Below are 21,218 nucleotides of genomic sequence, written 5' to 3'. Positions count from 1 at the left end.
CTGTTCGTGGTGCGATGGGACCGCACTGGCCATGATGAAGTCCGCGAGCTGGTTTCCGATCAAAATTGCGCACTCTGGAGGCGCTCCGACCCCTTGGATTTCAGCAGCTCCCGGATGCGACCGGTTCGTCATCATTCCTCAGCACCTCAACGCGATAGCAATCGCGGCCGGTCTGGCGTGATCGATATCGATCACAGTGCCGGCGCGACGTAATTCTCGTCCCTGCTCATCAAAACCCATGCGATCCGGGCATTCTTGTTGGCCAGCGCCACGGCGACGACCTTCGGCCGTTTGCGCTCCAGCAGCCGCGTCGCCCAGGTTCGGCTGGGATTGGTTTGCCGGGCATAGCGCAGCACTGCCGTCGCCCCGAGCACCAATAATCGCCGGAGATACCCATCACCCTGCTTGCTGATGCCCAAGGCGCGCTCCTTGCCACCGCTACTATGAGCCCGCGGTGTCAGTCCGAGCCAGGCAGCAAAGCATCGCCCCGAGCGGAATACGTTGGCATCTGGGACGCTGGCCGCAATCGCGCTGGCGGTGATCGGGCCAATGCCTGGAATTCCGGCCAGGCGCAGGCTCTGCTCATTGCCGCGATGCCAGGCCATGATTTTAATCTCGATCGCTTTGATCTGCTGTTCTGCACTCTCGATCTGCGCGATGATCCCGTTCAAGGCGGCGTGCGCGAACGCCGGCAACGCGTCGCCGCAGGTTCGGAACATTTCGAACAACTGCGTCATGCCACCGGGTCCCTGGGAGGCGACCATGCCGAATTCGCCGAGATGGGCGCGCATCGCATTGGTCAGCATCACCTTCTGCCGCACCAACAACTCCCGTACCTTGTGCAAGGTCAGAACAGCCTGCTGCTCGGCCGTCTTGATCGGCACGAACCGCATCGTCGGTCGTGTCACCGCCTCGCAAATTGCCGCGGCGTCCGCCGCATCGGTCTTACCCCGTTTCACATAAGGCTTGACGTAGGCAGGCGGCATCATCTTCACCGTATGCCCCATGGCTACAAGCTCGCGCCCCCAGTAATGTGCCGAACTACACGCTTCCATGCCGATCAGGCAGGCCGGCAACTTGCTGAAGAACGGTCTCATGTCCGCTCGTCGCAACTGCCGGCGCACAATGACGCGCCCGTCCGCGGCAACCCCGTGAACCTGGAAGATGTTTTTCGCCAGATCCAGGCCAATCGTCACAATCCATTCCATGGATACACCCTCCTATGTTGACGGTTCGGCATCCTACCGCAGTTCGGCCGCAGCGAACGCCAGCGGTTGGGTGGGGGCGTTCCACACCATCAGAATTGGACGCGAAATGGGGGTCGCGGTTGGACGCGATTTGACACCTCAGTCTTGGACACCGACCGACACGCCACCAAATAAGTGCGGATTTCAACCGGCGTTCACAGCCGTCTACACCTACGGTATGCACACATCTCTTTGCGGCAAAGAATCAACCCGAAAAAATTTCGCCGAAGCCAGATTAAAGTACATGATCTGAAGTGCTCATAATAGAGAACACATAACGGGATCAAATCGGAATATCGGTTACAATCCGTTGATTTACATACATTTTATGAAATGTGTGAATCCCGTAGCCGTCTACACCCACCCGCGCACAGGTTTCCTAAACGCCAAGGGCGCCGCGCAGGCCGGCGAAACTCGCGGCCACGCTCTTGCCTCTGGTGTCGAAAGCGAGATCGGCCTTGGCGTAGAAGGCGCCGCGGCCGGCCAGAATCATCTTCAAATCCTCCATCGCCTCGGCGCTGTCCGCCATCGGCCGCAAATCGCCCTGGGCGATCACCCGGTTCATGTGCTCCTCAGGGCTCGCCTGCAGCCAGACCGTGAAGCACTCGGCGAGCAGCAGGCTGAACGTCGCGGGCTCGGAAACCAGCCCCCCGCCCGTGGCGATCACCACGTGCTCATGGTCGCGCAGCGCGCCTTCCAACGCCTGACGCTCGTAGCGCCGATAGGCATTCGGCCCATAGAGCGCCTGGATTTCCGACGGAGAACAGCCGGCGAGCCTGGTGATCTCCCGGCCCAGCTCGACAAAGGGCCGATCGAGCGCCTCGGCCAGCATCCGCCCCAGCGTGGTCTTGCCCGCGCCGCGCAGGCCGATCAGCGCGATCCGGTCGCGCCGCCGCTCCTCGCGGCGTGGCGCGCCGAACAGCGAAGCGAGGGCGTTCTGCGCGGCCTGAAGCTCCACCGCGCCGCGCCCATGCAGGATTTCGCGGATCATCAGCCATTCCGGGCTCGATGTCGTCTCGTCGCCCAGCAATTCCGCCAGCGGGCAGGCCAACGCCTCGGCCACCTGCCGCAGCACCAGGATCGAGACATTGCCGACCCCGCTTTCGAGATTGGCGAGATGCCGTTCCGAGACCCCGGCCGTGCGCGCGAGCATCCTGCGGGGCATGGCCCGGCGCGCGCGCAGCATCCGCACCCGCTCGCCGAGGGTGGCGAGCAGCCGGTCCTTCGCGTCGTCCTGTCGAGGCCCGCCGTCTGAGGGAGCGTCCATGCGATCGGTCTTCCTTTATCGGAGAACATGCACTATAGTTCATCACAGGCACGATAAAGCATATCAATAACGGGAGAAAACGATGGCGATCAAGCGGGGGACGATCAAGGTGCCCGGCGACAAGCCCGGTAACGCGGCGGATTACTTCATCGACCGCCATGTCCGCGAGGGACGCGGCGAGCGCATTGTCTTCATCGACGAGACGCGGGCGATCACCTATGCCGGGCTCCACGCCGAGACCAGCCGTTTCGCCGCCGGGCTGCGCGTGGCCGATATCAGGCGCGAGGCGCGAATCGCGCTGATCCTGCTCGACAGCATCGAATTTCCGGTCGCCTTCTGGGGGGCGATCCGCGCCGGGGTGGTGCCGGTGCCGGTCAACACCATGCTGCCCGCCGACCAGATCGGCTATATCCTTGGCGATTGCCGGGCCGAGGCGGCGATCGTCTCGGCGGCTCTGCTCCCGGCCCTGGCGCCGACGCTGTCGTCATTGCCCGATCTCCGGCGCATCATCGTCGCGGGCGATACCGAGGCAACCAGCGGCGTGATGTCGCTCGACGCTTTAATGGCACCGGACGGAGACGATGCGCCGCCGGCCGATGCCAGTCCCGACGAACTCGCCTTTTTTCTCTATTCCTCCGGCTCGACCAGCGCGCCCAAGGGCGTGCGCCATGTCCATGGCAGCCTGCGCGCCACCGCCGATACCTTCGCCGCACAGGTGCTTGAAATCGCTCCGGACGATTTAGTCTATTCGGCAGCCAAGCTATTCTTTGCCTATGGACTCGGCAATGCGATGACGTTTCCGATGTCGGTCGCCGCCGCCGCCGTGCTTTCGCCGCACCGGCCCACGCCCGAGCATGTTTTCGCCCTGATGCGCGCGCACCGGCCAAGCATTTTCTGCGGCGTGCCGACGCTCTATGCAAACCTTCTGCATCATCCCGGCATCGGGCCGGGCGCGGGCTCGGACCGGCTGCGCCGCTGCACCTCGGCCGGCGAGGCGCTGCCCCCGCATATCGGCACCGCATGGTCGCGCATCACCGGCGCCGACATCATCGACGGCGTCGGTTCCACCGAGATGCTGCATATTTTTCTCTCCAACCGGCCCGGTACGATCCGCTACGGCACCTCCGGCATCGCGGTGCCGGGATATGTGCTCCGCCTGGTCGATGAGGACGGGCGCGATATCGAGGGCGAGGGGCCGGGCGAATTATGGGTGCGCGGCGCGAGCATGGCCGATGGCTACTGGAACCTGCTGGAAAAATCCCGCCGCACCTTCATCGGCGAATGGATGGTCACCGGCGACAAATACACCCGCGATACCGACGGGTTCTATACCTATTGCGGGCGCAGCGACGACATGTTCAAGGTCAGCGGCATCTGGGTCAGCCCGTTCGAGGTCGAGACCGCGCTCACCTCCCACTCCTCGGTGCTGGAGGCGGCGGTGATCGGCGATCGCGATGCCGATGGGCTGACCAAACCGCGCGCTTTTATCGTGTTGAATGAGGAGATTCCGGCGACGCCCGATTTGATCCGGCAATTGCAGGAGCATGTGAAACGCCGCATCGGCCCGTGGAAATATCCGCGCTGGATCGACATCGTCGATGATCTGCCGAAAACCGCGACCGGCAAGATCCAGCGCTTCAAGCTGCGCGCGGGCGTCTGCCCATGAGCGATGCGTCCCTCACGCTCGACGGGCGCCGCATCGAGGCGCGCCTCTGGGGCGAAATCACCGCCGATGCGCCCACCATCGTCATGCTGCACGAGGGGCTGGGCTCGGTCTCGCTCTGGCGCGATTTTCCGGCGCATCTCGCGGCGGCGACTGGCGGCGCCGTCTTCGCCTATTCGCGTTTCGGCTACGGCCTGTCCGATCCGGTGCCGCTACCCCGTCCGCTCACCTACATGCATGACGAAGCGCTTGCGATCCTGCCGCGCGTGCTCGAAGCGGCCGGCATCCGGCGCACGATTCTGCTCGGCCATTCGGACGGCGCTTCGATCGCTCTGATCCATGCCGGAGGGATGCAGAATTTTTCGCTCCGTGGCCTTATTCTCATCGCGCCGCATCTGTTCGTCGAGGATATCTCGGTCGCCAGCATCGAAGCGGCACGTGACGCCTATGAGACCACCGATTTGCCCGCCCGCCTCGCGCGCCACCATCGCGATCCCGGCAACGCCTTTTGGGGTTGGAACGACGCCTGGCTCGATCCCGGCTTCCGCGCCTGGCGCATCGATGAGTATGTGCCGACGATCCGCGTGCCAATGCTCGCGTTCCAGGGCAGCGACGACGAATACGGCACGGCGGCGCAGCTTCGCCCGTTGGAGACCGATTCTTATTGTCCGGTCGCGACCCATCTGGTCGCGGGCGCGCGCCACACCCCGCATCTCACCCACGAGGCCGTGGTGCTGGCGCTGATTGCGCCGTTCGTCGCCCGGATTCGCGCGCTCGAATGAAGGTTTATGCAAAATATTGCAGTTTTCTGTTGACTGGTGACAAAAATGCAGTATTATGCAGAAATTGGAGGACGCGAAATGGATGCCATGGCGACACGGACACTGATCGACTTCCGCACCGATCCCACGTGCTACAAGCATTGGCGCATCGAGTTCGATGGCCCGGTCGCGCATCTCATCATGGATGTCGATCCCAATGGCGGGCTGGTGCCGGGCTATGAATTGAAGCTCAATTCCTACGATCTCGGGGTCGATATCGAATTGCACGACGCGGTGCAGCGGTTGCGCTTCGAACACCCCGAAGTGGGCGCGGTGGTGCTGCGCTCGGGCAAGGACAACGTGTTCTGCGCCGGAGCCAACATCCGCATGCTCGGCCAGTCGAGCCACGGCCACAAGGTCAATTTCTGCAAATTCACCAACGAGACGCGGCTGTCGATCGAGGATGCCACCGAAAATTCCGGCCAAACCTATCTGTGTGCGGTGAGCGGCCCGGCGGCCGGCGGCGGCTACGAATTGGCGCTGACCGCGTCGCATATCATGCTGATCGACGACCGGAAATCCTCGGTCTCGCTCCCCGAATTGCCGCTTCTGGCGGTGCTTCCCGGCACTGGCGGGCTGACCAGGGTGACCGATAAGCGCCGTGTGCGCCGCGACCTCGCCGACGTGTTCTGCACCACCGAGGAAGGCGTGCGCGGCAAGCGCGCGGTCGCGTGGCGACTGGTCGATGAGGTGATTCCCCCCTCCGCCTGGGCCGAAACAGTGGCAAAGCGCGCGCGCGAAGCCGCCGCGCGGTCCGATCGTCCGCGTGACGCGAAGGGTATTGCGCTAACGTCGTTGGAGCGCCGGATCGACGGCGGTTCGATCCGCTATCTGCTTGTCAGTGTCGATTGCGACTCGGAAAAACGCCGTGCGGTGATCACGGTGCACGGGCCGACCGAGCCCGTTCCTGACAGCGTTGACGATGCGGTTGCGCAAGGAGCAGAAATCTGGCCGCTGGCGATGGCGCGCGCGCTCGACGACGCGATCCTGCATCTGCGCCTCAACGAGCCGGAACTCGGCCTGTGGGTGTTCCGCACCGAGGGCGATCCCGCCGCCGTGCTCGCCTATGACGCATTTCTCGAAACCCATGCCACGCATTGGCTCATCCGCGAGACCACGCATTTCATCAAGCGCGTGCTCAAGCGCATCGATGTCACCTCGCGCAGCGTGGTCGCCCTTATAGAGCCGGGAAGCTGCTTTGCCGGCACGCTCGCCGAACTCGCTTTCGCCGCCGACCGCTCGGCGATTTTCGCGGGTGAAGCGTCGGGCGATAACAAACCGCCGGCGACACTCACACTCGGGGCCGCCAATTTCGGCACCTATCCGATGGGCAACGGACTGACCCGGTTGCAGACCCGCTTCCTCGGCGAACCGCAAAGCCTCGCGAAAGCCCAAACCGCGATCGGTGCGCCGCTCGACGCCGAAGCGGCGAACGACATGGGGCTCGTCACCTTCGCCTACGACGCCACCGACTGGGCGGATGAAATCCGAATCATGCTGGAGGAGCGGGCAAGTTTCTCGCCTGACAGTCTCACCGGCATGGAGGCCAATCTGCGCTTCCCCGGCCCGGAAACCATGGAAACCCGCATCTTCGGCCGGCTGACCGCCTGGCAGAACTGGATATTCCAGCGACCCAACGCGGTCGGCGCCACCGGCGCGCTGCAGCGCTACGGAACCGGCCAGCAAGCCGATTTCGACCGCAACCGCGTTTGATCAGGAGCATCCAATGCCCGACGGCATGACCATCGACTATGACGGGCTGATCCCGAACAATGTTGACCTCGCCACCGATCAGCGCGTGCGCAAGGCGCTGGAAACCTGGCATCCCGGCTATATCGACTGGTGGAAGGACATGGGACCCGAAGGGTTCCAGCAGTCGCTGGTCTATCTGCGCACCGCGATCGGCGTTGATCCGAAGGGTTGGGCGAAGTTCGATTATGTGAAAATGCCTGAATATAAATGGGGGATCCTGCTTGCCCCGGCGGCGGAAGGCCGCACCATCCCATTCGGCAAGCACAAGGGCGAGCCCGCGTGGCAGGACGTGCCGGGCGAATACCGCGCCATGCTGCGCCGGTTGATCGTGGTGCAGGGCGACACCGAACCCGCATCGGTCGAGCAACAGCGCCATCTGGGGGCGACCGCGCCCTCGCTGTATGACATGCGCAATTTGTTCCAGGTGAATGTCGAGGAAGGCCGTCATTTATGGGCGATGGTCTATCTGCTGCACAAATATTTCGGCGCGGATGGCCGTGAGGAAGCCGAGGAATTGTTGCAGCGCCGCTCGGGCAACCAGGACACGCCGCGCATGTTGGGTGCGTTCAACGAGGCGACGCCGGACTGGCTGTCGTTTTTCATGTTCACCTACTTCACCGATCGCGACGGCAAGATGCAGCTCGAAGCCCTCGCGCAGTCGGGCTTCGATCCGCTCTCGCGCACCTGCCGCTTCATGCTCACCGAGGAAGCCCACCACATGTTCGTCGGCGATAGCGGCGTGCAGCGCGTGGTCGAACGCACCGTGCAGGCGATGCAGCAGGCCGGTATCACCGATCCCACTGACATCGCGTCAGTCCGCGCGCTCGGCGTGATCGATCTGCCGACCATTCAGAAAAAAATGAACCTGCATTTCTCGCTCACCCTCGATCTGTTCGGCAACGAGATCAGCACCAACGCGGCGAACGCCTTCAATGCCGGCATCAAGGGCCGCTATCGCGAGGACAAGCTCGATGACGACCATGCGCTGATCGACGCGACCTATCCGGTGCTGCGCTGCATCGACGGGCAGATCGTTGAACAACAAGCCCCCGCGCTCTCCGCGCTGAACATGCGCCTGCGCGACGACTACGTGAAGGATTGCGAATCGGGTGTGGGGCGCTGGAACCGGGTGATCGAGAAGGCCGGTTTCGGCTTCCGGCTGAAACTGCCACATGTCGCGTTCAACCGCGCGATCGGCGAGTTCGCCGCGATCCATGCCGATACCGAGGGCAATCTGCTCGACGGCACGGCCTGGAACGAGCGCAAAGGCGCGTTCCTGCCCGACGATGCCGATGCCGCCTACATCAGCAGCCTGATGGTGCCGGTGCACGAGACGGGAAAATTCGCCTCCTGGATCGCGCCGCCGCGCGTCGGCATCGACAACAAGCCGGGCGACTTCGAATACGTCCAGATCGTTCAATAACGGTAGGTTGCCAATGCTTGACGCGCCGGTCAAACAGCATCTGATCGACCCCGAGATTTGCATCCGCTGCAACACCTGTGAGGCGACGTGCCCGGTCGACGCGATCACGCATGACGATAACAACTATGTCGTCGATGCGGCGAAATGCAATTTCTGCATGGATTGCATTCCACCCTGCCCGACCGGCTCGATCGACAACTGGTTCGTGGTGAACAAGGTTTTCTCGATCGAGGACCAGTTTTCCTGGCTCGAACTGCCGCCAAAACCACCCGAAGCCGAGACATCGACCGCCGACGCGCTGGACGACGAAGCGCAACATCTGCTCGACGAGGCGCATACCGGCGCGGGCGGCCATGTGCCGGCGCCCGCCAGTGCGGCAAAGCCGCGCATCAATCTGTTCAACCGCGCGAAACCGGCGATCGCGACAGTCACCGGCAATCTGCGCATCACCGCGCCCGACACCGACTCCGATGTCCGCCACATCATTCTCGATTTCGGCACTGTCGCGTTTCCGTTACTCGAAGGCCAGAGCATCGGAATCGTCCCGCCGGGGCGCGACGCGAACGGCCGGTCGCACACCATGCGCCTCTATTCGATCGCGAGCCCGCGCGACGGCGAACGACCGAACACCAACAACCTCGCGATCACGGTCAAGCGCGTGCACGAACCGCGCGACGACGGCACGATGTTCGCGGGAATCGCCTCGAACTTTCTGTGCGATCTGACGCTCGGTGCCACCATCGAGGTGATCGGCCCGTTCGGGGCCACCTTCCTGATGCCCGACGACCCTGACGCCGATATCGTGATGATCTGCACCGGCACCGGATCGGCGCCATTCCGTGGCTTCACCGAGCGCAGGCGACGCACGGCCTCCACCCCGCGCGGACGGCTGCATTTGTATTTCGGCGCGCGCACGCCGGGCGAACTGCCCTATTTCGGTCCGCTGCAGCGCCTGCCCGAAACATTGATCGTCAAGGAACTCGTCTATTCGCGCATCCCGGAGCAACCCCGCGAATACGTCCAGGACCGGATGCGCTCTCGCTCTGCCAGCCTCGCCGCGCTGCTGGCGAAAGACACGCTGCACATCTATATCTGTGGTGTGCATGGGCTTGAGAGCGGCGCGGAAGCCGCGTTGACCGACATCGCCGCCAATGCCGGGCTCGACTGGTCAGCCCTCCGCGCCCGGATGCGCGCCGAGGGCCGGTTCCACGTCGAGACGTATTGACTCTTTGGTGCCGAACGCGATCCAGAGGCCCGAGAGGGCGACGACCCCGGCTGCACCGGCCCGGATGGCGTTCACGAAAAGACGATCACCTTGCTGGTCGGCCTCGACTTGCGACAGGCTTTACTCGCAAGCGGAAAATTCCGCGTCGCCATGACTCGGATGCGCGACGTGTTCGTTTCACTCGCCGACCGGGTCGCCATGGCCGAGCGTGCCCAGGCCGACGCTTTCGTCTCGCTGCATTGCAACCACCTGCCGGACCCGGCCCTGCGCGGCGCATTGGTTTTCACCTTGTCGCGCCATCCGTCGGACGCGCTCGCCGCTGCGATCGCGCGAACCGAGAACAGCTACGATCATGGTCCGCTGCTGCCGCGGTTCCGCGGCGTGACGCCGCAGGTGGGCAGCATTCTCGGCCGACTCGAACTGCACGCGACCGAACGTGCCGCACGCAACCTTGCCCACGACATCGTCACGGCGATGCGCGGCGATATTCTGCTGCTGCCCGACCCGCGGCGTAGCGCCGATTTCGCGGTGGCTGTGACAATGGATTCTGGCCCACTTCAAGCTGATTGAACTGTCCCCCTTCGCCATGTGACAGGCTTTCCCTGTCGCGGACTACTACGGGGGCTCCGCCAGCATGATGGATATCGGGGCCAACTCCCTTGGCATTCCATCATGCCTTCCCTCGTTCATATGCTGGACTTTCATGCGCTGGGGAGGTTGCCGGTCGCAGTCCTTGTCCTTGCGTCCCGCAAGTCGATGCCAACGTCATGGCCTGGCTGCGTTCTCTCCATGACTCCCTGCAGGCGGCATACCTGTCCCCCTGCATTCAGATGCCGCCGGCTTACGTCTCCGGCATCATCATCAGCATTCCGCCTGTTAAGCCGTGTAGGCGAAGGCGACATTTCAGCCCTCGGATGCGGATTAACCGGTTCGTGTTCCTCAGCCTTCCAGCGCTACAGCCTCGGGGACCATCTCGGCGTAACGGCTTCGCCTCAATCCCCTTTACCTGCGGGCTACGTCACCCTGCCAGTTGACGGCAGGTCACCGCCGCTTGGGCTCATGCCCCCTCACAGCAGAGGGCAAGGCATTCGTTCAATTCCTCCTTTCTCCTTCGCATTCCAGTCATATGCACCCCGGACCATCCGGGACGAGGCGCACCATAGGTGAAATCGCTGACCCAGAGCCGGTTGGGGCAAGTTGCGTGGAATTCCCGGTTCACCCGATCCAACGGGCATGGCCGGCTTCGTCGGAATACGCAGCTTAGTCCCACAATCTCACATCGAAAGAAAATTGATTGATAGACACGATTTTTGAGTATTTTGCGTTAGCATGTATTGGGTTTAGAAGATAATTGACGGCGGGCGGCACGATGATCGATGGCACACGCAGCACCGCCGACCGCTGAGCTGCTACCCAGCTATCGCCTGCTTCTCTGGTATCAGGTGGAACAGAACCAATCTCTGCAGGCGGCTCGTCGGGCAGCTCAACTTTCATGATTACATAGTCGTCGGGCAGCAGGTCAGGTGGCAGATCGAGGTGAACACGGACCTCAAGAGCCGCCAGGGCTGGATGGTCGGCAAGATAAACGACCGCTACACCCGGTGAATTCCATCGCCCGCCGGTAGTTTTGGCGCCGGTGCCAGACAAGTCGGCGTATCGCCGTTTTGAAATTCGCCATGCCGTGATCAAGCGGCGACGCCGTGGGCAATCCGGGTAAGCAGGGACTCGACCTCGCGCGTGCCGGCGTCCGTGTCGAGGAGCTGGAGTGGGGACTGGCCTTCTAGGGCCGTGGTCGAGCGCCGCAGCCAGATTGCCGCCTTTTGGCGACTTTCAAAAACATCCTCCGCCGTGGCGATGATCCTGAGCAACCGGATAAACCGATCCGATTGTTCGACAGAGAGGCGCCCGATCTGCCGGCGGTGTGCCAGCGTCTTCCGAGGCACGGCGAGTTGATCCACCTCCACAGCCGTCACCAGACCATCGCGAATCGCCTCATCGATCAGTTCGACTGGGAGGCCGTCACGAATCTCGCGAACCGCCTCCAGACCAGTGATGGCTATATTCATGACGTAAACTCCTTGGCGATATGCCGATGATATAGCGGCATATCGCCAAATTGCAAGGGTGGCGCCGGGCGGACCCATATTCTCGCATGAACGACGTGGGTTGCCGTCAACCGCCCTCTTCCATGAAATCCAACGCTTGGTAGGGAATCGCTGCGAATCAGCGCAAGATCTGGGCCAAAGGAATGAGGGGAGTCGTGAGGATTTTCCCTCATTTCTTCACTCTCAGCTACTGTAAATCCGATACCTTCCGTCCTCGATCTCCGCGCCCACTACCTTGCGGTCGCTCTCTTCCCAGTCCGCACCGTCGAGACCGAGACGCTGGCCATCAATCCGGTGCAGATCCGGCCGCCAATGCCGTTCGCCGTGGATGATCCGCTCAGGTGTATGGCCGTGGATGATGATCCGCCCGTTCAACGGCTCGCGGGTCCACCACCAGCGTGCCCAAGTGTAGTGCTGCTCGGATCCATCGATAAACCCTGTCCACAGAACCGGAATCGAAAACCATCGCTGGTGAGGAATTTTTACACCCCACCCTGGTCCGCCATGGGTGAGCGTCAGATTTCCGGTATCGCGATGCGAGACCATGCCTTCGATCTGCGCGAGACCGGTTTCGCCCAGCTGATCGATCAATCGACGTCGCAGCAGCGCGGTGTCTTCGCAATTCACGATCGCCAGTTCTTCGAACAGTGCCAGGCCGCCATTGCCGTCGATCCAGATATCCCGGCACGACCGCTCATCCCAGCGGTGCAATCCGTCTTTCCTCGCAGCGATCTCAGCCTCTCGCTGCTTCTGCCAGTCAAGAAGAAGTAGCAGGAACAGGTCATGATTGCCGGCAACAAGGGTCTTGCCGCTGAACCCCAAGGTCTCCTCGGGCCGTGTGGCGAGTTTCAGCGCCCCGACATGATCCGGCCCTTTGTCGATCAGGTCGCCCAACAGCGTCAGATGGCCCTGACCCGCCGCGGCTGCACGCTCACCCATCGCGCGCAGGACGGCTTCAAAGGGTCCGGCAAACCCATGAACATCGCCGATCACGAATTCATGACCATCCGGGTTCAGATCCGGGACATCGATCCAGTCAGAAATCTCGACCGTCATTCCACTCATCTCCATTCCCCCACAACCACGGCTCGGCAATCCCGAGGCCGCGCACCGGAATCCCGGTACTGGTCTCGCCCTCATAGCTGCGATGGTGATGCCCATGCACGACAAGTTTCACGTCCTGTAATGGGCCGCAGCTTGGTGATAGGCGGTGAGGTGGCTGTCTCCCAGAATGATGGTGTTTCGAACGGGGTCCGAAGGCTGATGATTTTCACTTTGTGCCTACAAGAAATTAACCGGGCTTGAGCGTCAAAAGGATTGCATCAGTGAGGGTTTTCGCGGCGCGCGAGGGCCGTTCGCGTGGGTAGGCTATATAGAAAATATCCTCGAAGCTCATGACGTTGGGCAAAATGGCCCGCAAAAGCCCCTTATTCACCGCGTCTTCGGCATAGTGGTCGGGGAGAAAGCCGATATAGACGCCCGTCAAAAGCAGAAGGAGCGTGCCTTCCATATGCGGTGTCGCGGCGGACCACCCGAAATTTACCCCGCAGATCGGCGCATCCGCCATATAGGTGCGTCTGGCAAAAGGCTGGGTTTCGAGCATCTCTGGCGTGATGCTCTCATTGGGAAGATTGAACAAAGCATGTTTCTGGCCGCAATAGAGCTTCTGAACTTCGGAAAAGGCGTTACACGCCCTGAATTGCGATGTTGTGCTGGCGGTTTCCGGTGTCAGGACGACTTGGTAGGCGCCGTTCAGCAGTCCCTGGTGAAGGACTTGAGGGGCAGCAACGTCGATCTCGAGCCTGACGCGGGGAGCAGCACGATGGAACGCCGCCAGCGCGGCCGGCAGATTAAGGGCACCATTGCTGACCATCGCATCGACCAGACCGAATCGAAGTGTTCCTGACAATTCACCCTGAGCATCGCCCAGCCGGCTTTGAAATCGTTCGATCGAACCGAAAAGCTCGAGTGTTGCGGCATGAATCTGGCTGCCTTCCTCGGTTAGGATGAAGCCACTGCGCCCTCTTTCGCATAGCCGCAATCCTAGCCTCGCCTCCAAATCGCGTATATGGATTGAAATCGTGGCCTGGGTCATGCCGAGGCTGGCCTGGGCAGCCGAAAAACCGCCGTGGTGGACAATGGTCGCAAAAACCCGCAGCAGACGCAGATCGACATCGCTAAGAGACAGGGCGAGGACGCGTTGAGACGAGCGGCTGCGCATACATTGAATAAAGCATAACTAAACTTCAAATCATAGAAATTTATTAAGCTGAAGATTCGAGGCCAGTTCACCCCCACAATAGCAAGGCGGGGGTTCATGGTGAGCAATTCCTACGATACCGGGCGGCTGAATCTGCCGTTTGTCGGTATTTGCACCTTCGGGAAATATCCTTACCGTCCCGATTGGGAGGCCATTGATGCGGATGTGGCCATCCTGGGTGCGCCTTTCGATTGCGGCACGCAATGGCGGGCTGGGGCGCGTTTCGGACCTCGTGGGATCCGCGAGGCATCGACCCTGTTCTCGTTCGGTCATGACGGCGCCTATGACCATGAGGATGGCGTTATATACCTGTCTAACGACGAAGTGAAGATCGTTGATCTTGGCGATGCCGATATCGTGCACACGGACACGGAGGCGAGCCACGCCAATATCGAGTTCGGTGTGCGCAAGATCCTGGCCGCCAACGCGCTGCCGGTGGTGCTGGGCGGCGACCATTCCATCAACATTCCCTGCATCAACGCCTTCGACGAGGATTGTGCGCGCAACGGTCCCATCCATATCGTGCAGATCGACGCCCACCTCGACTTCGTCGATGTGCGCCACGGTGTGCGCTACGGCCATGGCAACCCCATGCGGCGCGCGGCGGAGAAACCTTATGTAAGCGGGTTGTCCCAGTTCGGTATCCGCAACGTATCCTCGACCACCCGTGAGGGCTACGAGGCGGCGCGTTCAATGGGGTCAGACATCCTGTCGGTCCGCCAGATACGCGCCCTGGGGACTGGCGCCGTCGTCGGCCGTGTCCCCGTCGGCGCGCGTTACTACGTCACCATCGATATTGATGGCTTCGACCCCTCCATCGCTCCCGGAACGGGCACGCCTTCTCACGGCGGCTTCATCTATTACGAGGTGCTGGAGCTTCTTGCCGCCCTGGCCAAGCGCGGCACCGTCGTTGGCATCGATCTGGTCGAGGTCGCGCCTGACTACGACCATTCCGGTTCCACCTCCACCCTTGCCGCTCAAGTGCTGATGAACCTGATCGGCCGCATCATGCATGCCAGGAAGAAGTGACGAAATGACGCATGCCTGCGCCGCAGCGGACATGCGTCATACGGGACCGGATGCGGGCAGGAACGAAAACAAGAGTGGCAAGGCACCATTCAACACCGACCGAGCTATGGATTGCCCGTACGGCCGATCCCCAAGGAGGACGAGATATGGACAAAAGCGTTCGCAATTATCTGAAGCAGTATGACATCAGCGACGCCACCCAGCGGTTTCTGGCCAAGCCACAGAAGATGTTTATCAACGGGGCCTGGGTGGACAGCGGCAATGGCGCAGTCTTCGACGTTATCGAGCCGTCCACCGGCGGCCTCGTAACCCGCGTACCCTCTGGCACGGCCGAAGATGTCGACCGAGCCGTCGAAGCCGCGCGCCGTCAATTCGACGGGGGAGCTTGGTGCCGCCTCAAGCCTCTCGAACGCGAACGCCTGCTACACCGGCTTGCGGATCTGATCGAGAAGCATGGTGAGGAGCTTGCCGAGCTCGAAGCCATCGACATGGGTAAATCCGTGAAATTCGCCAGGGAGATCGACATCCAGGGCACGATGGATACCTTCCGCTATTTCGCCGGTTGGCCCTCCAAGCTGCACGGCCGCACGGTCGAGCCGTCCCTGCCCGGGAACTATCTGGCCTATACCCGCAAGGAGCCGCTAGGCGTGGTCGCGGCCATCGTACCCTGGAATTTCCCGCTCCAGACCATGGCCTGGAAGCTTGCGGCCGCCCTTGCCGTCGGCTGTACGACGATCGTTAAGCCGGCGGAATTGACATCGCTCTCGACATTGCGTTTCGGGGAACTGGTCCAGGAATCCGGCATTCCGGACGGCGTGGTCAATATCGTGACGGGCCGTGGCAGCGTGGTCGGCGCAGCCATGTCGGCGCATCGCGGCATCAACAAGGTTACTTTCACGGGTTCCACACCGGTCGGGCGGGAAGTCGGCCGTACCGCCGTGGGTAATTTCAAGCATGTCACGCTCGAGCTGGGTGGGAAATCTCCTGTCCTGGTGCTTGATGACGCAGACCTGCGTAGCGCTGCCCTTGCCGTAGCCAACGGCGTGTTTTTCAACTCCGGGCAGGTCTGCGACGCGGGCACAAGGGTCTATGTTCAGAAGACGGTTTATGAAGCGTTCCTTGAAGAGCTGGTCGCCGTTACTCGGACTCTGAAGATCGCGCCTGGGTTGGACCCTGATTGCTTCATCGGCCCCCTGGTGTCGGCGCAACAGAAGAAAGTTGTGTCTTCGTATATTGAGGCCGGTCAGTGCGAGGGGGCCGAGTTGATTTATGGAGGGGGCAGCCTTGACCGGCCAGGCTATTTCATTGAGCCCACCATTTTCGCCAAATGCCAGCCCGAGATGAAGATCGTGCGCGAAGAGATTTTCGGGCCTGTTCTGGTGACCAGTTCTTTTGAGAAGTTGGATGATGCGGTTTCATTGGCAAACGACTCTGCCTTTGGCCTGGCGGCCGCCATCTATTCGAATGACCTGTCGCGTGTCCATACGCTTATTCCACGTCTGCATGCAGGTACAGTCTACGTTAATGCGCACAGTACGATCGATCCATGCATGCCGTTTGGAGGCTTCAAGGCTTCAGGATTTGGCAAGGATCTTGGCCCCGAACAGCTTGATTACTTGACCGAGACGAAGGCGATTTGGATTACCTTGCCATGAGTTTCTTAGTTAGTCGGCATCCCGCGAAGCTGTGAATGACGTTGTGTTTCAATAATCATTTGGCCCCGTCCGAGAGGCCATAAAAAAGGGAGAGAACAATGCAAAAGAGCCAACAAGTGAGTTCTGCCGCCGCGAGCGCAGGGAAGCTGGAAATCGAAGGTCGTTCCATCGATTTCGTACCGCATAACGAACGAAGAGACAAATTATCCACGCAAGGGCCGTTCTGGTTCGTAGGCAATTTCACGTTCTTTACGACAACCATCGGCTTCGTTGGTCCCAGCGTCGGTCTGAATCCTTTGTGGACCGCAATTGCTGGAACGCTCGGCATCATGTTCGGCACTTTGTTTATGGCCTTTCACGGCTCACAAGGACCGCATCTGGGCCTGCCGCAGATGATCCAGTCGCGCGCCCAGTTCGGGTATAGAGGCGTGATCCTCGTTCTGTTCGCGACTTTATTTGTCTTCGCCGGATTTAACATCGTGAACCTCGTGCTCATGATGCAGGGTCTGAACGCGCTGTTCCACTGGTTGCCCATAATGGTTGTGGCCGTTGTGACCGTGCCCTCCATGCTTCTGGCGATCCTTGGTCATGATTGGATACACAAGACATTCAAGTGGTCGCTTTATGTCTCTTTGCCCCTCTACGGGGCTATCACTTTGGCGGTGATGACAAGCTGGCTGCCGGGGGCATTGGGTGCTGCCGGGATCCATGCTCAGCCTATGCCTGCTCTCGGGTTCAACTGGACGGGAGTCATTACGCAGTTCGCCGCAGGTGCAAGCTATAATATCGCCTATGCTCCCTATGTCTCGGACTATACGCGCTACTTGCCCAAGCACACACGCAGCGGCCTCTTGATCCTGGCCGTGTTCCTGGGGGCTTCCTTGTCCGGTGCCTGGATGATCGCCTTGGGCGGGTGGCTGAGTGTGCATCTGGGCACCGCGGACATTCTGGTCGCACTGAACAGCGTTGGATCCGCCGTCGGGACGAGAGGGGGGGCGCTCGTTGTTGCGTTGGCTATTCTCGTCTTCCTGCCGGTAATTGCCATGAATATCTATAGCGCTAAACTTACCGCCATTACGGGTTGGGACTCGTTTTTCAAGGTGAAACCAACGCCCAAAGTCCGCGTCTGGGCCATTGTCTTCGTAGTACTCCTGCAGTCGGGTGTTGCAATATTTATCAATTCATCCAGTTCGGGATTATCGATTCTCAACATCTATCTTGTCGTCATGTTGTATTTTCTTGTGCCCTGGACTGCAGTCAATCTGACAGATTATTTCTTTGTCCGCAGAGGGCGCTACGCGATTCCGCATTTTTTTCTGCCACAAAAGGACAATATCTATGGATTGTGGGGACGCCGCGGCTTAGTCGCCTATCTGATTGGCTTTGTCATGATGATCCCATTCTTCTGTATCTATAACGGTCCGGATCCGGTCTTCGTCGGGCCAATGTCCCGCCTGATGGGAAATATCGATTTGGCCTGGCTTGTCGGGCTGATCGTTTCCGGCACCGCCTATTACCTGCTCTGCCTGTCGCACGACCTGCCAAAGGAACGGGAATTCATTCGCCGCATCGAAGAACATTCGCCGCATCTCACCACCGGAGATGGCTGGTAAGGGCCTCCCCGCATTCATAATCTGAGGCAAGATCATGTCAAACGAATTCGATTACATCATCGTCGGTGCCGGATCAGCCGGTTGCGTTTTGGCCAATCGGCTGACCGAGGATCCTTCGGTATCTGTCCTGGTGCTCGAATATGGCGGTAGTGATCGCAGCGTCATCATCCAGATGCCGAGTGCCTTCTCGGTGCCAATGAATACCAAGAGATTTAACTGGCACTACGAAACCGAGTTGGAGCCCTATCTGGACGGCCGCCGTCTGCATTGTCCACGCGGCAAGGTGCTCGGCGGGTCGTCCTCGATCAATGGCTTGGTCTATATCCGCGGTCACGCCTATGATTTCGACGAATGGGAAAGCCTGGGTGCGCGGGAATGGGGATATCGTAACTGTCTACCCTATTTCAAGCGGGCTGAGAATTATAAGTTCGGCGGCGACGAATATCGTGGTGGAAGCGGTCCGCTTGCCACTAATAACGGGAATAACATGCAGAACCCGTTATATGGCGCCTGGATCGCCGCTGGCCTGGAAGCGGGTTACATCAAGACGGATGACTGTAACGGCTATATGCAGGAAGGCTTTGGCGCCATGCACATGACCGTGAAGGATGGCGTGCGCTGGTCCACGGCCAATGCTTACTTGCGGCCCGCGATGCGGCGCAGCAATCTAAGCGTTGTCACGCATGCGATGACCCGTCAGATCCTGATCAAGGGTAAACGGGCAGTGGGCGTTGTCTACGAGAAAGGAGGGCAACGCCAGACCATGCGCTGCCGTCGTGAAGTGCTGGTCGCTTCCGGCCCGATCGGCTCGCCACACCTGTTGCAGCGCTCGGGCATCGGCCCGGGCAATCTTCTGCAATCGGTTGGTATCCAGGTCGCTCACGACCTGCCGGGCGTTGGGGAGAACTTGCAGGATCATTCGGAGATCTACATCCAATATGCTTGCAAGGAGCCCATCACGCTGAACGGGAAGATGGATTTGTTCAGCAAGGCGATGATCGGGCTGCGCTGGCTTTTATTCAAGGATGGCCTGGGCGCCAGCAACCATTTTGAAGCTGGCGGGTTCATTCGTTCTGAAGCAGGTCTGCGCTGGCCCGACATTCAGTTTCACTTCCTGCCAGCCGCCATGCGCTATGACGGTGACAAACCCTTCAAGGGTCATGGTTTTATGGTGTTGACAGGTCCCAACAAACCCAAGAGCCGAGGTTATGTGCGGGTGCAGTCGACCGACCCGTTCGAATATCCGTCAATCCGCTTCAACTATCTGGAGCGCGAGGAAGACCGTGAAGGGTTCCGGCGCTGTGTGCGGCTGACGCGTGAGATCATCAATCAGCCTGCCATGGACCGGTATCGGGACGTGGAGCTCGCGCCGGGGCCGAATGTGGTCAAAGACGACGAGATAGACGCATTCGTGCGTGCCAACATGGAAAGCACGATGCATCCTTGCGGTTCGTGCAGAATGGGTGAGGACGAGATGGCCGTGGTCGATTCTGAATTGCGTGTGCGCGGCATACAGGGCCTGCGCGTGATCGATTCATCGGTATTCCCAACTGAGCCAAATGGAAATCTCAACGCTCCTACCATCATGTTAGCAGAGCGGGCGTCAGATCTGGTGAAGGGCAAGTCTCCTTTGGTCGCTGCCAATGTGCCTGTCGGTTTGGCTCCTAAGTGGGAGCATTATCAACGCCCGGCTGAACCGCTCCGTATGAACCGATAAGGATCGTGCGTAAGCAGTAGCGCTTCTGTAATGGGCCTTTTGGTGTCAAGTCCACCGAGTGATCATCTCGTCGCCGGGATCATGCTTCTGTCCGTGGTCAGCACGAAAGGCTGCCACATCATGCCATCAGATCCGGAGCCGGCAGGTCAATCTAAGGCGCGTGGTTTGCCGAGGCTTCCACAGCATTACACCCGACCTTGCCTGGCCCTCGTCCCCGCGACGGGACCTCAGAAGAAGCGGTGCCGGAGCCGGCCCGCCCCTTGAAAGCTTGCTCCTCCTTTACGCCGTTGCGGCGTCTTTCGCCCAACGGAACTCGGTTGCGTCAACCCACATCCGGTGCAGCACCACCGCGAGCTTGCGAGCGAGCGCGACTTTCGCCCGCTTCATGCCACGCCGCTTTGCCACACCCATCGCCCATCGCTTCAAGGCAGAAAACCGCGTTGCCCGTGTCAACATGATGTGCGCCGCCTCAAAAAGCGCTGTCCGCACCATGGCATCGCCGACCTTGCTGACCCCGCCGTCGATGTCGGTTTCGCCGGATTGGTATTTCTTCGGTGTTAATCCGAAATACGCGCCAACCATCCGGGATTTGCAGAACCGCTCGGGTTCGTCGACCGCGGAGCGATAGGTGATCGCGACGAGGGCGCCGACCCCGGGCGCACTCATCAACCGCCGGCAGACATGGTCTGCCCGTGCGATCTTCAGCATCGCGCGGTGCAGGCGGGTGAACTCACTCCATAGCGTAGCCCTGGCCTGCAGCATTGCGCCGATCACCGTCTCGAGCATGGCATGCCCGTCAGCAAGCTCCCGGATACGAACTTCAAAACGCCCGCGACTGACCTCGCCAACTTTTAGACCGAAGTTTTCACTTTGAAACTGCTTGAACGCATTGGGTGGCTTGGGATAGCGCGGTTTTATATTTGAATGATGTGTCCATACATTGGGCTTGCGGCGCGACTCGAGTTGTGATTCCCTGGCGGCATGTTCATCGACGTAGAGGTCGAACGCGTAGTAAGAGTCGTGGCGGCGGTGCACGGGCACGCCGTCCCTGGCGGCCTAGAGCTCGCGAACTAGGCCCGGTGGGTGGTGGCACGGCGGCCGCTCATTTCGCGCGTCTGGCAGCTAGTTGAGCCCGCCGTAGACCGAGTCTAACCGCTAGCACGCGAACACCTGGAAGGCGGGGAGTGCCTTTGAGAGGGCGTCGTCGTGGCGGCTGCGGCTCGCCGGTACGCCTTGGTGCAGCTACTTGTACGGCGGTCCCTTAGTGTTGAGCTCAGCGCGGCGTTCGGGTTACATACCTGTGTAGTAAGTTTATATTTTGGCGCGATAGGGTTCGGTGGGTTACGCAAGTTCGTCAAAGTTTCACTTTTGAAGCCAGATTTTCAACCGCTCCAGTCAGCGCCCGCAAAACTTCAAGCATAGGCCCTCGAACGACTGCCCG

Annotated in this window: 16 protein-coding genes and 2 pseudogenes; 11 read left to right on the top strand and 7 right to left on the bottom strand. The window is 60.6% G+C overall.

The features are described 5' to 3' along the window. Positions 1-213 (top strand): hypothetical protein (locus AiwAL_RS11935; protein ID WP_262312749.1); only part of this gene is annotated, 213 nt, incomplete at its 5' end. Here AiwAL_RS11935 and AiwAL_RS11930 read toward each other — a convergent pair. After that, positions 192-1,208, bottom strand: coding sequence for an IS110 family transposase (locus AiwAL_RS11930; RefSeq protein ID WP_262312748.1), 1,017 nt, complete (start codon positions 1,206-1,208; stop codon positions 192-194). The genes AiwAL_RS11935 and AiwAL_RS11930 overlap by 22 nt on opposite strands. Before the next feature lie 418 nt (positions 1,209-1,626). Further along, entirely contained in the window at positions 1,627-2,514 is an 888-nt protein-coding gene (locus AiwAL_RS11925) for a helix-turn-helix transcriptional regulator (RefSeq protein WP_235706069.1), read from the bottom strand. 82 nt (positions 2,515-2,596) lie between these two features. Here AiwAL_RS11925 and AiwAL_RS11920 point away from each other — a divergent pair, with 82 nt between their 5' ends. The 6 genes and pseudogenes from AiwAL_RS11920 to AiwAL_RS11895 all read left to right on the top strand — a co-directional run. Next, on the top strand, positions 2,597-4,180 hold the full coding sequence (locus AiwAL_RS11920) for a benzoate-CoA ligase family protein (protein WP_235706070.1): 1,584 nt from the start codon (positions 2,597-2,599) through the stop codon (positions 4,178-4,180). Further along, positions 4,177-4,959 carry an alpha/beta fold hydrolase gene (locus AiwAL_RS11915; RefSeq protein ID WP_235706071.1) on the top strand — a complete coding sequence of 261 codons (783 nt, stop codon included), beginning with the start codon at positions 4,177-4,179 and terminating at the stop codon, positions 4,957-4,959. Before AiwAL_RS11920 ends, AiwAL_RS11915 begins: the two co-directional genes overlap by 4 nt. Positions 4,960-5,046: 87 nt before the next feature. Further along, entirely contained in the window at positions 5,047-6,711 is a 1,665-nt protein-coding gene (gene boxC / locus AiwAL_RS11910) for a 2,3-epoxybenzoyl-CoA dihydrolase (RefSeq protein ID WP_262312747.1), read from the top strand. A 13-nt stretch (positions 6,712-6,724) separates the two neighbouring features. Then, on the top strand, positions 6,725-8,173 hold the full coding sequence (boxB, locus tag AiwAL_RS11905; protein ID WP_235706073.1) for a benzoyl-CoA 2,3-epoxidase subunit BoxB: 1,449 nt from the start codon (positions 6,725-6,727) through the stop codon (positions 8,171-8,173). Between the two features lie 13 nt (positions 8,174-8,186). Next, positions 8,187-9,398, top strand: coding sequence for a benzoyl-CoA 2,3-epoxidase subunit BoxA (gene boxA / locus AiwAL_RS11900; protein ID WP_235706074.1), 1,212 nt, complete (start codon positions 8,187-8,189; stop codon positions 9,396-9,398). A gap of 45 nt (positions 9,399-9,443) precedes the next feature. After that, positions 9,444-9,968: pseudogene (locus AiwAL_RS11895) on the top strand (N-acetylmuramoyl-L-alanine amidase); the annotation flags it as partial. 690 nt (positions 9,969-10,658) lie between these two features. Here AiwAL_RS11895 and AiwAL_RS11890 read toward each other — a convergent pair. From AiwAL_RS11890 to AiwAL_RS11875, 4 genes are all read right to left on the bottom strand, one after another. Further along, the gene (locus AiwAL_RS11890; RefSeq protein ID WP_262312746.1) at positions 10,659-11,087 is read right to left on the bottom strand and encodes an RES family NAD+ phosphorylase; all 429 of its coding nucleotides are present in this window, start codon (positions 11,085-11,087) and stop codon (positions 10,659-10,661) included. Further along, complete coding sequence (locus AiwAL_RS11885; RefSeq protein WP_235706044.1) at positions 11,084-11,464, bottom strand: antitoxin Xre/MbcA/ParS toxin-binding domain-containing protein; 381 nt, start codon at positions 11,462-11,464, stop codon at positions 11,084-11,086. Before AiwAL_RS11885 ends, AiwAL_RS11890 begins: the two co-directional genes overlap by 4 nt. 222 nt (positions 11,465-11,686) lie before the next feature. Beyond that, positions 11,687-12,559 carry a hypothetical protein gene (locus AiwAL_RS11880; RefSeq protein WP_235706045.1) on the bottom strand — a complete coding sequence of 291 codons (873 nt, stop codon included), beginning with the start codon at positions 12,557-12,559 and terminating at the stop codon, positions 11,687-11,689. Positions 12,560-12,794: 235 nt separating this feature from the next. Continuing rightward, positions 12,795-13,724 carry a LysR family transcriptional regulator gene (locus tag AiwAL_RS11875; protein WP_262312745.1) on the bottom strand — a complete coding sequence of 310 codons (930 nt, stop codon included), beginning with the start codon at positions 13,722-13,724 and terminating at the stop codon, positions 12,795-12,797. Positions 13,725-13,820: 96 nt separating this feature from the next. On the opposite strand from AiwAL_RS11875, the gene speB reads away from it, so the two are divergent. The 4 genes from speB to betA all read left to right on the top strand — a co-directional run bounded on the left by speB (position 13,821) and on the right by betA (position 19,777). Beyond that, a complete protein-coding gene (gene speB, locus AiwAL_RS11870; RefSeq protein ID WP_235706047.1) occupies positions 13,821-14,792 on the top strand; it encodes an agmatinase in 972 nt (323 codons plus the stop codon). 146 nt (positions 14,793-14,938) lie between these two features. Beyond that, on the top strand, positions 14,939-16,447 hold the full coding sequence (locus AiwAL_RS11865) for an aldehyde dehydrogenase (protein WP_235706048.1): 1,509 nt from the start codon (positions 14,939-14,941) through the stop codon (positions 16,445-16,447). Positions 16,448-16,545: 98 nt separating this feature from the next. Continuing rightward, complete coding sequence (locus AiwAL_RS11860) at positions 16,546-18,060, top strand: cytosine permease (RefSeq protein WP_235706049.1); 1,515 nt, start codon at positions 16,546-16,548, stop codon at positions 18,058-18,060. A 34-nt stretch (positions 18,061-18,094) separates the two neighbouring features. Then, on the top strand, positions 18,095-19,777 hold the full coding sequence (gene betA / locus AiwAL_RS11855) for a choline dehydrogenase (RefSeq protein ID WP_235706050.1): 1,683 nt from the start codon (positions 18,095-18,097) through the stop codon (positions 19,775-19,777). Between the two features lie 279 nt (positions 19,778-20,056). Here the strand turns inward: betA and AiwAL_RS11850 are convergent. Continuing rightward, positions 20,057-20,638 (bottom strand): annotated as a pseudogene (locus AiwAL_RS11850) (transposase); the annotation flags it as partial. Between the last annotated feature and the right edge of the window lie 580 nt (positions 20,639-21,218).

Source organism: Acidiphilium sp. AL (assembly GCF_025499445.1).
Classification (GTDB): Bacteria; Pseudomonadota; Alphaproteobacteria; order Acetobacterales; family Acetobacteraceae; genus Acidiphilium; species Acidiphilium iwatense.
Note: the sequence above shows the minus strand (reverse complement) of the source record. Positions and strands in the feature narration are given on the sequence as shown.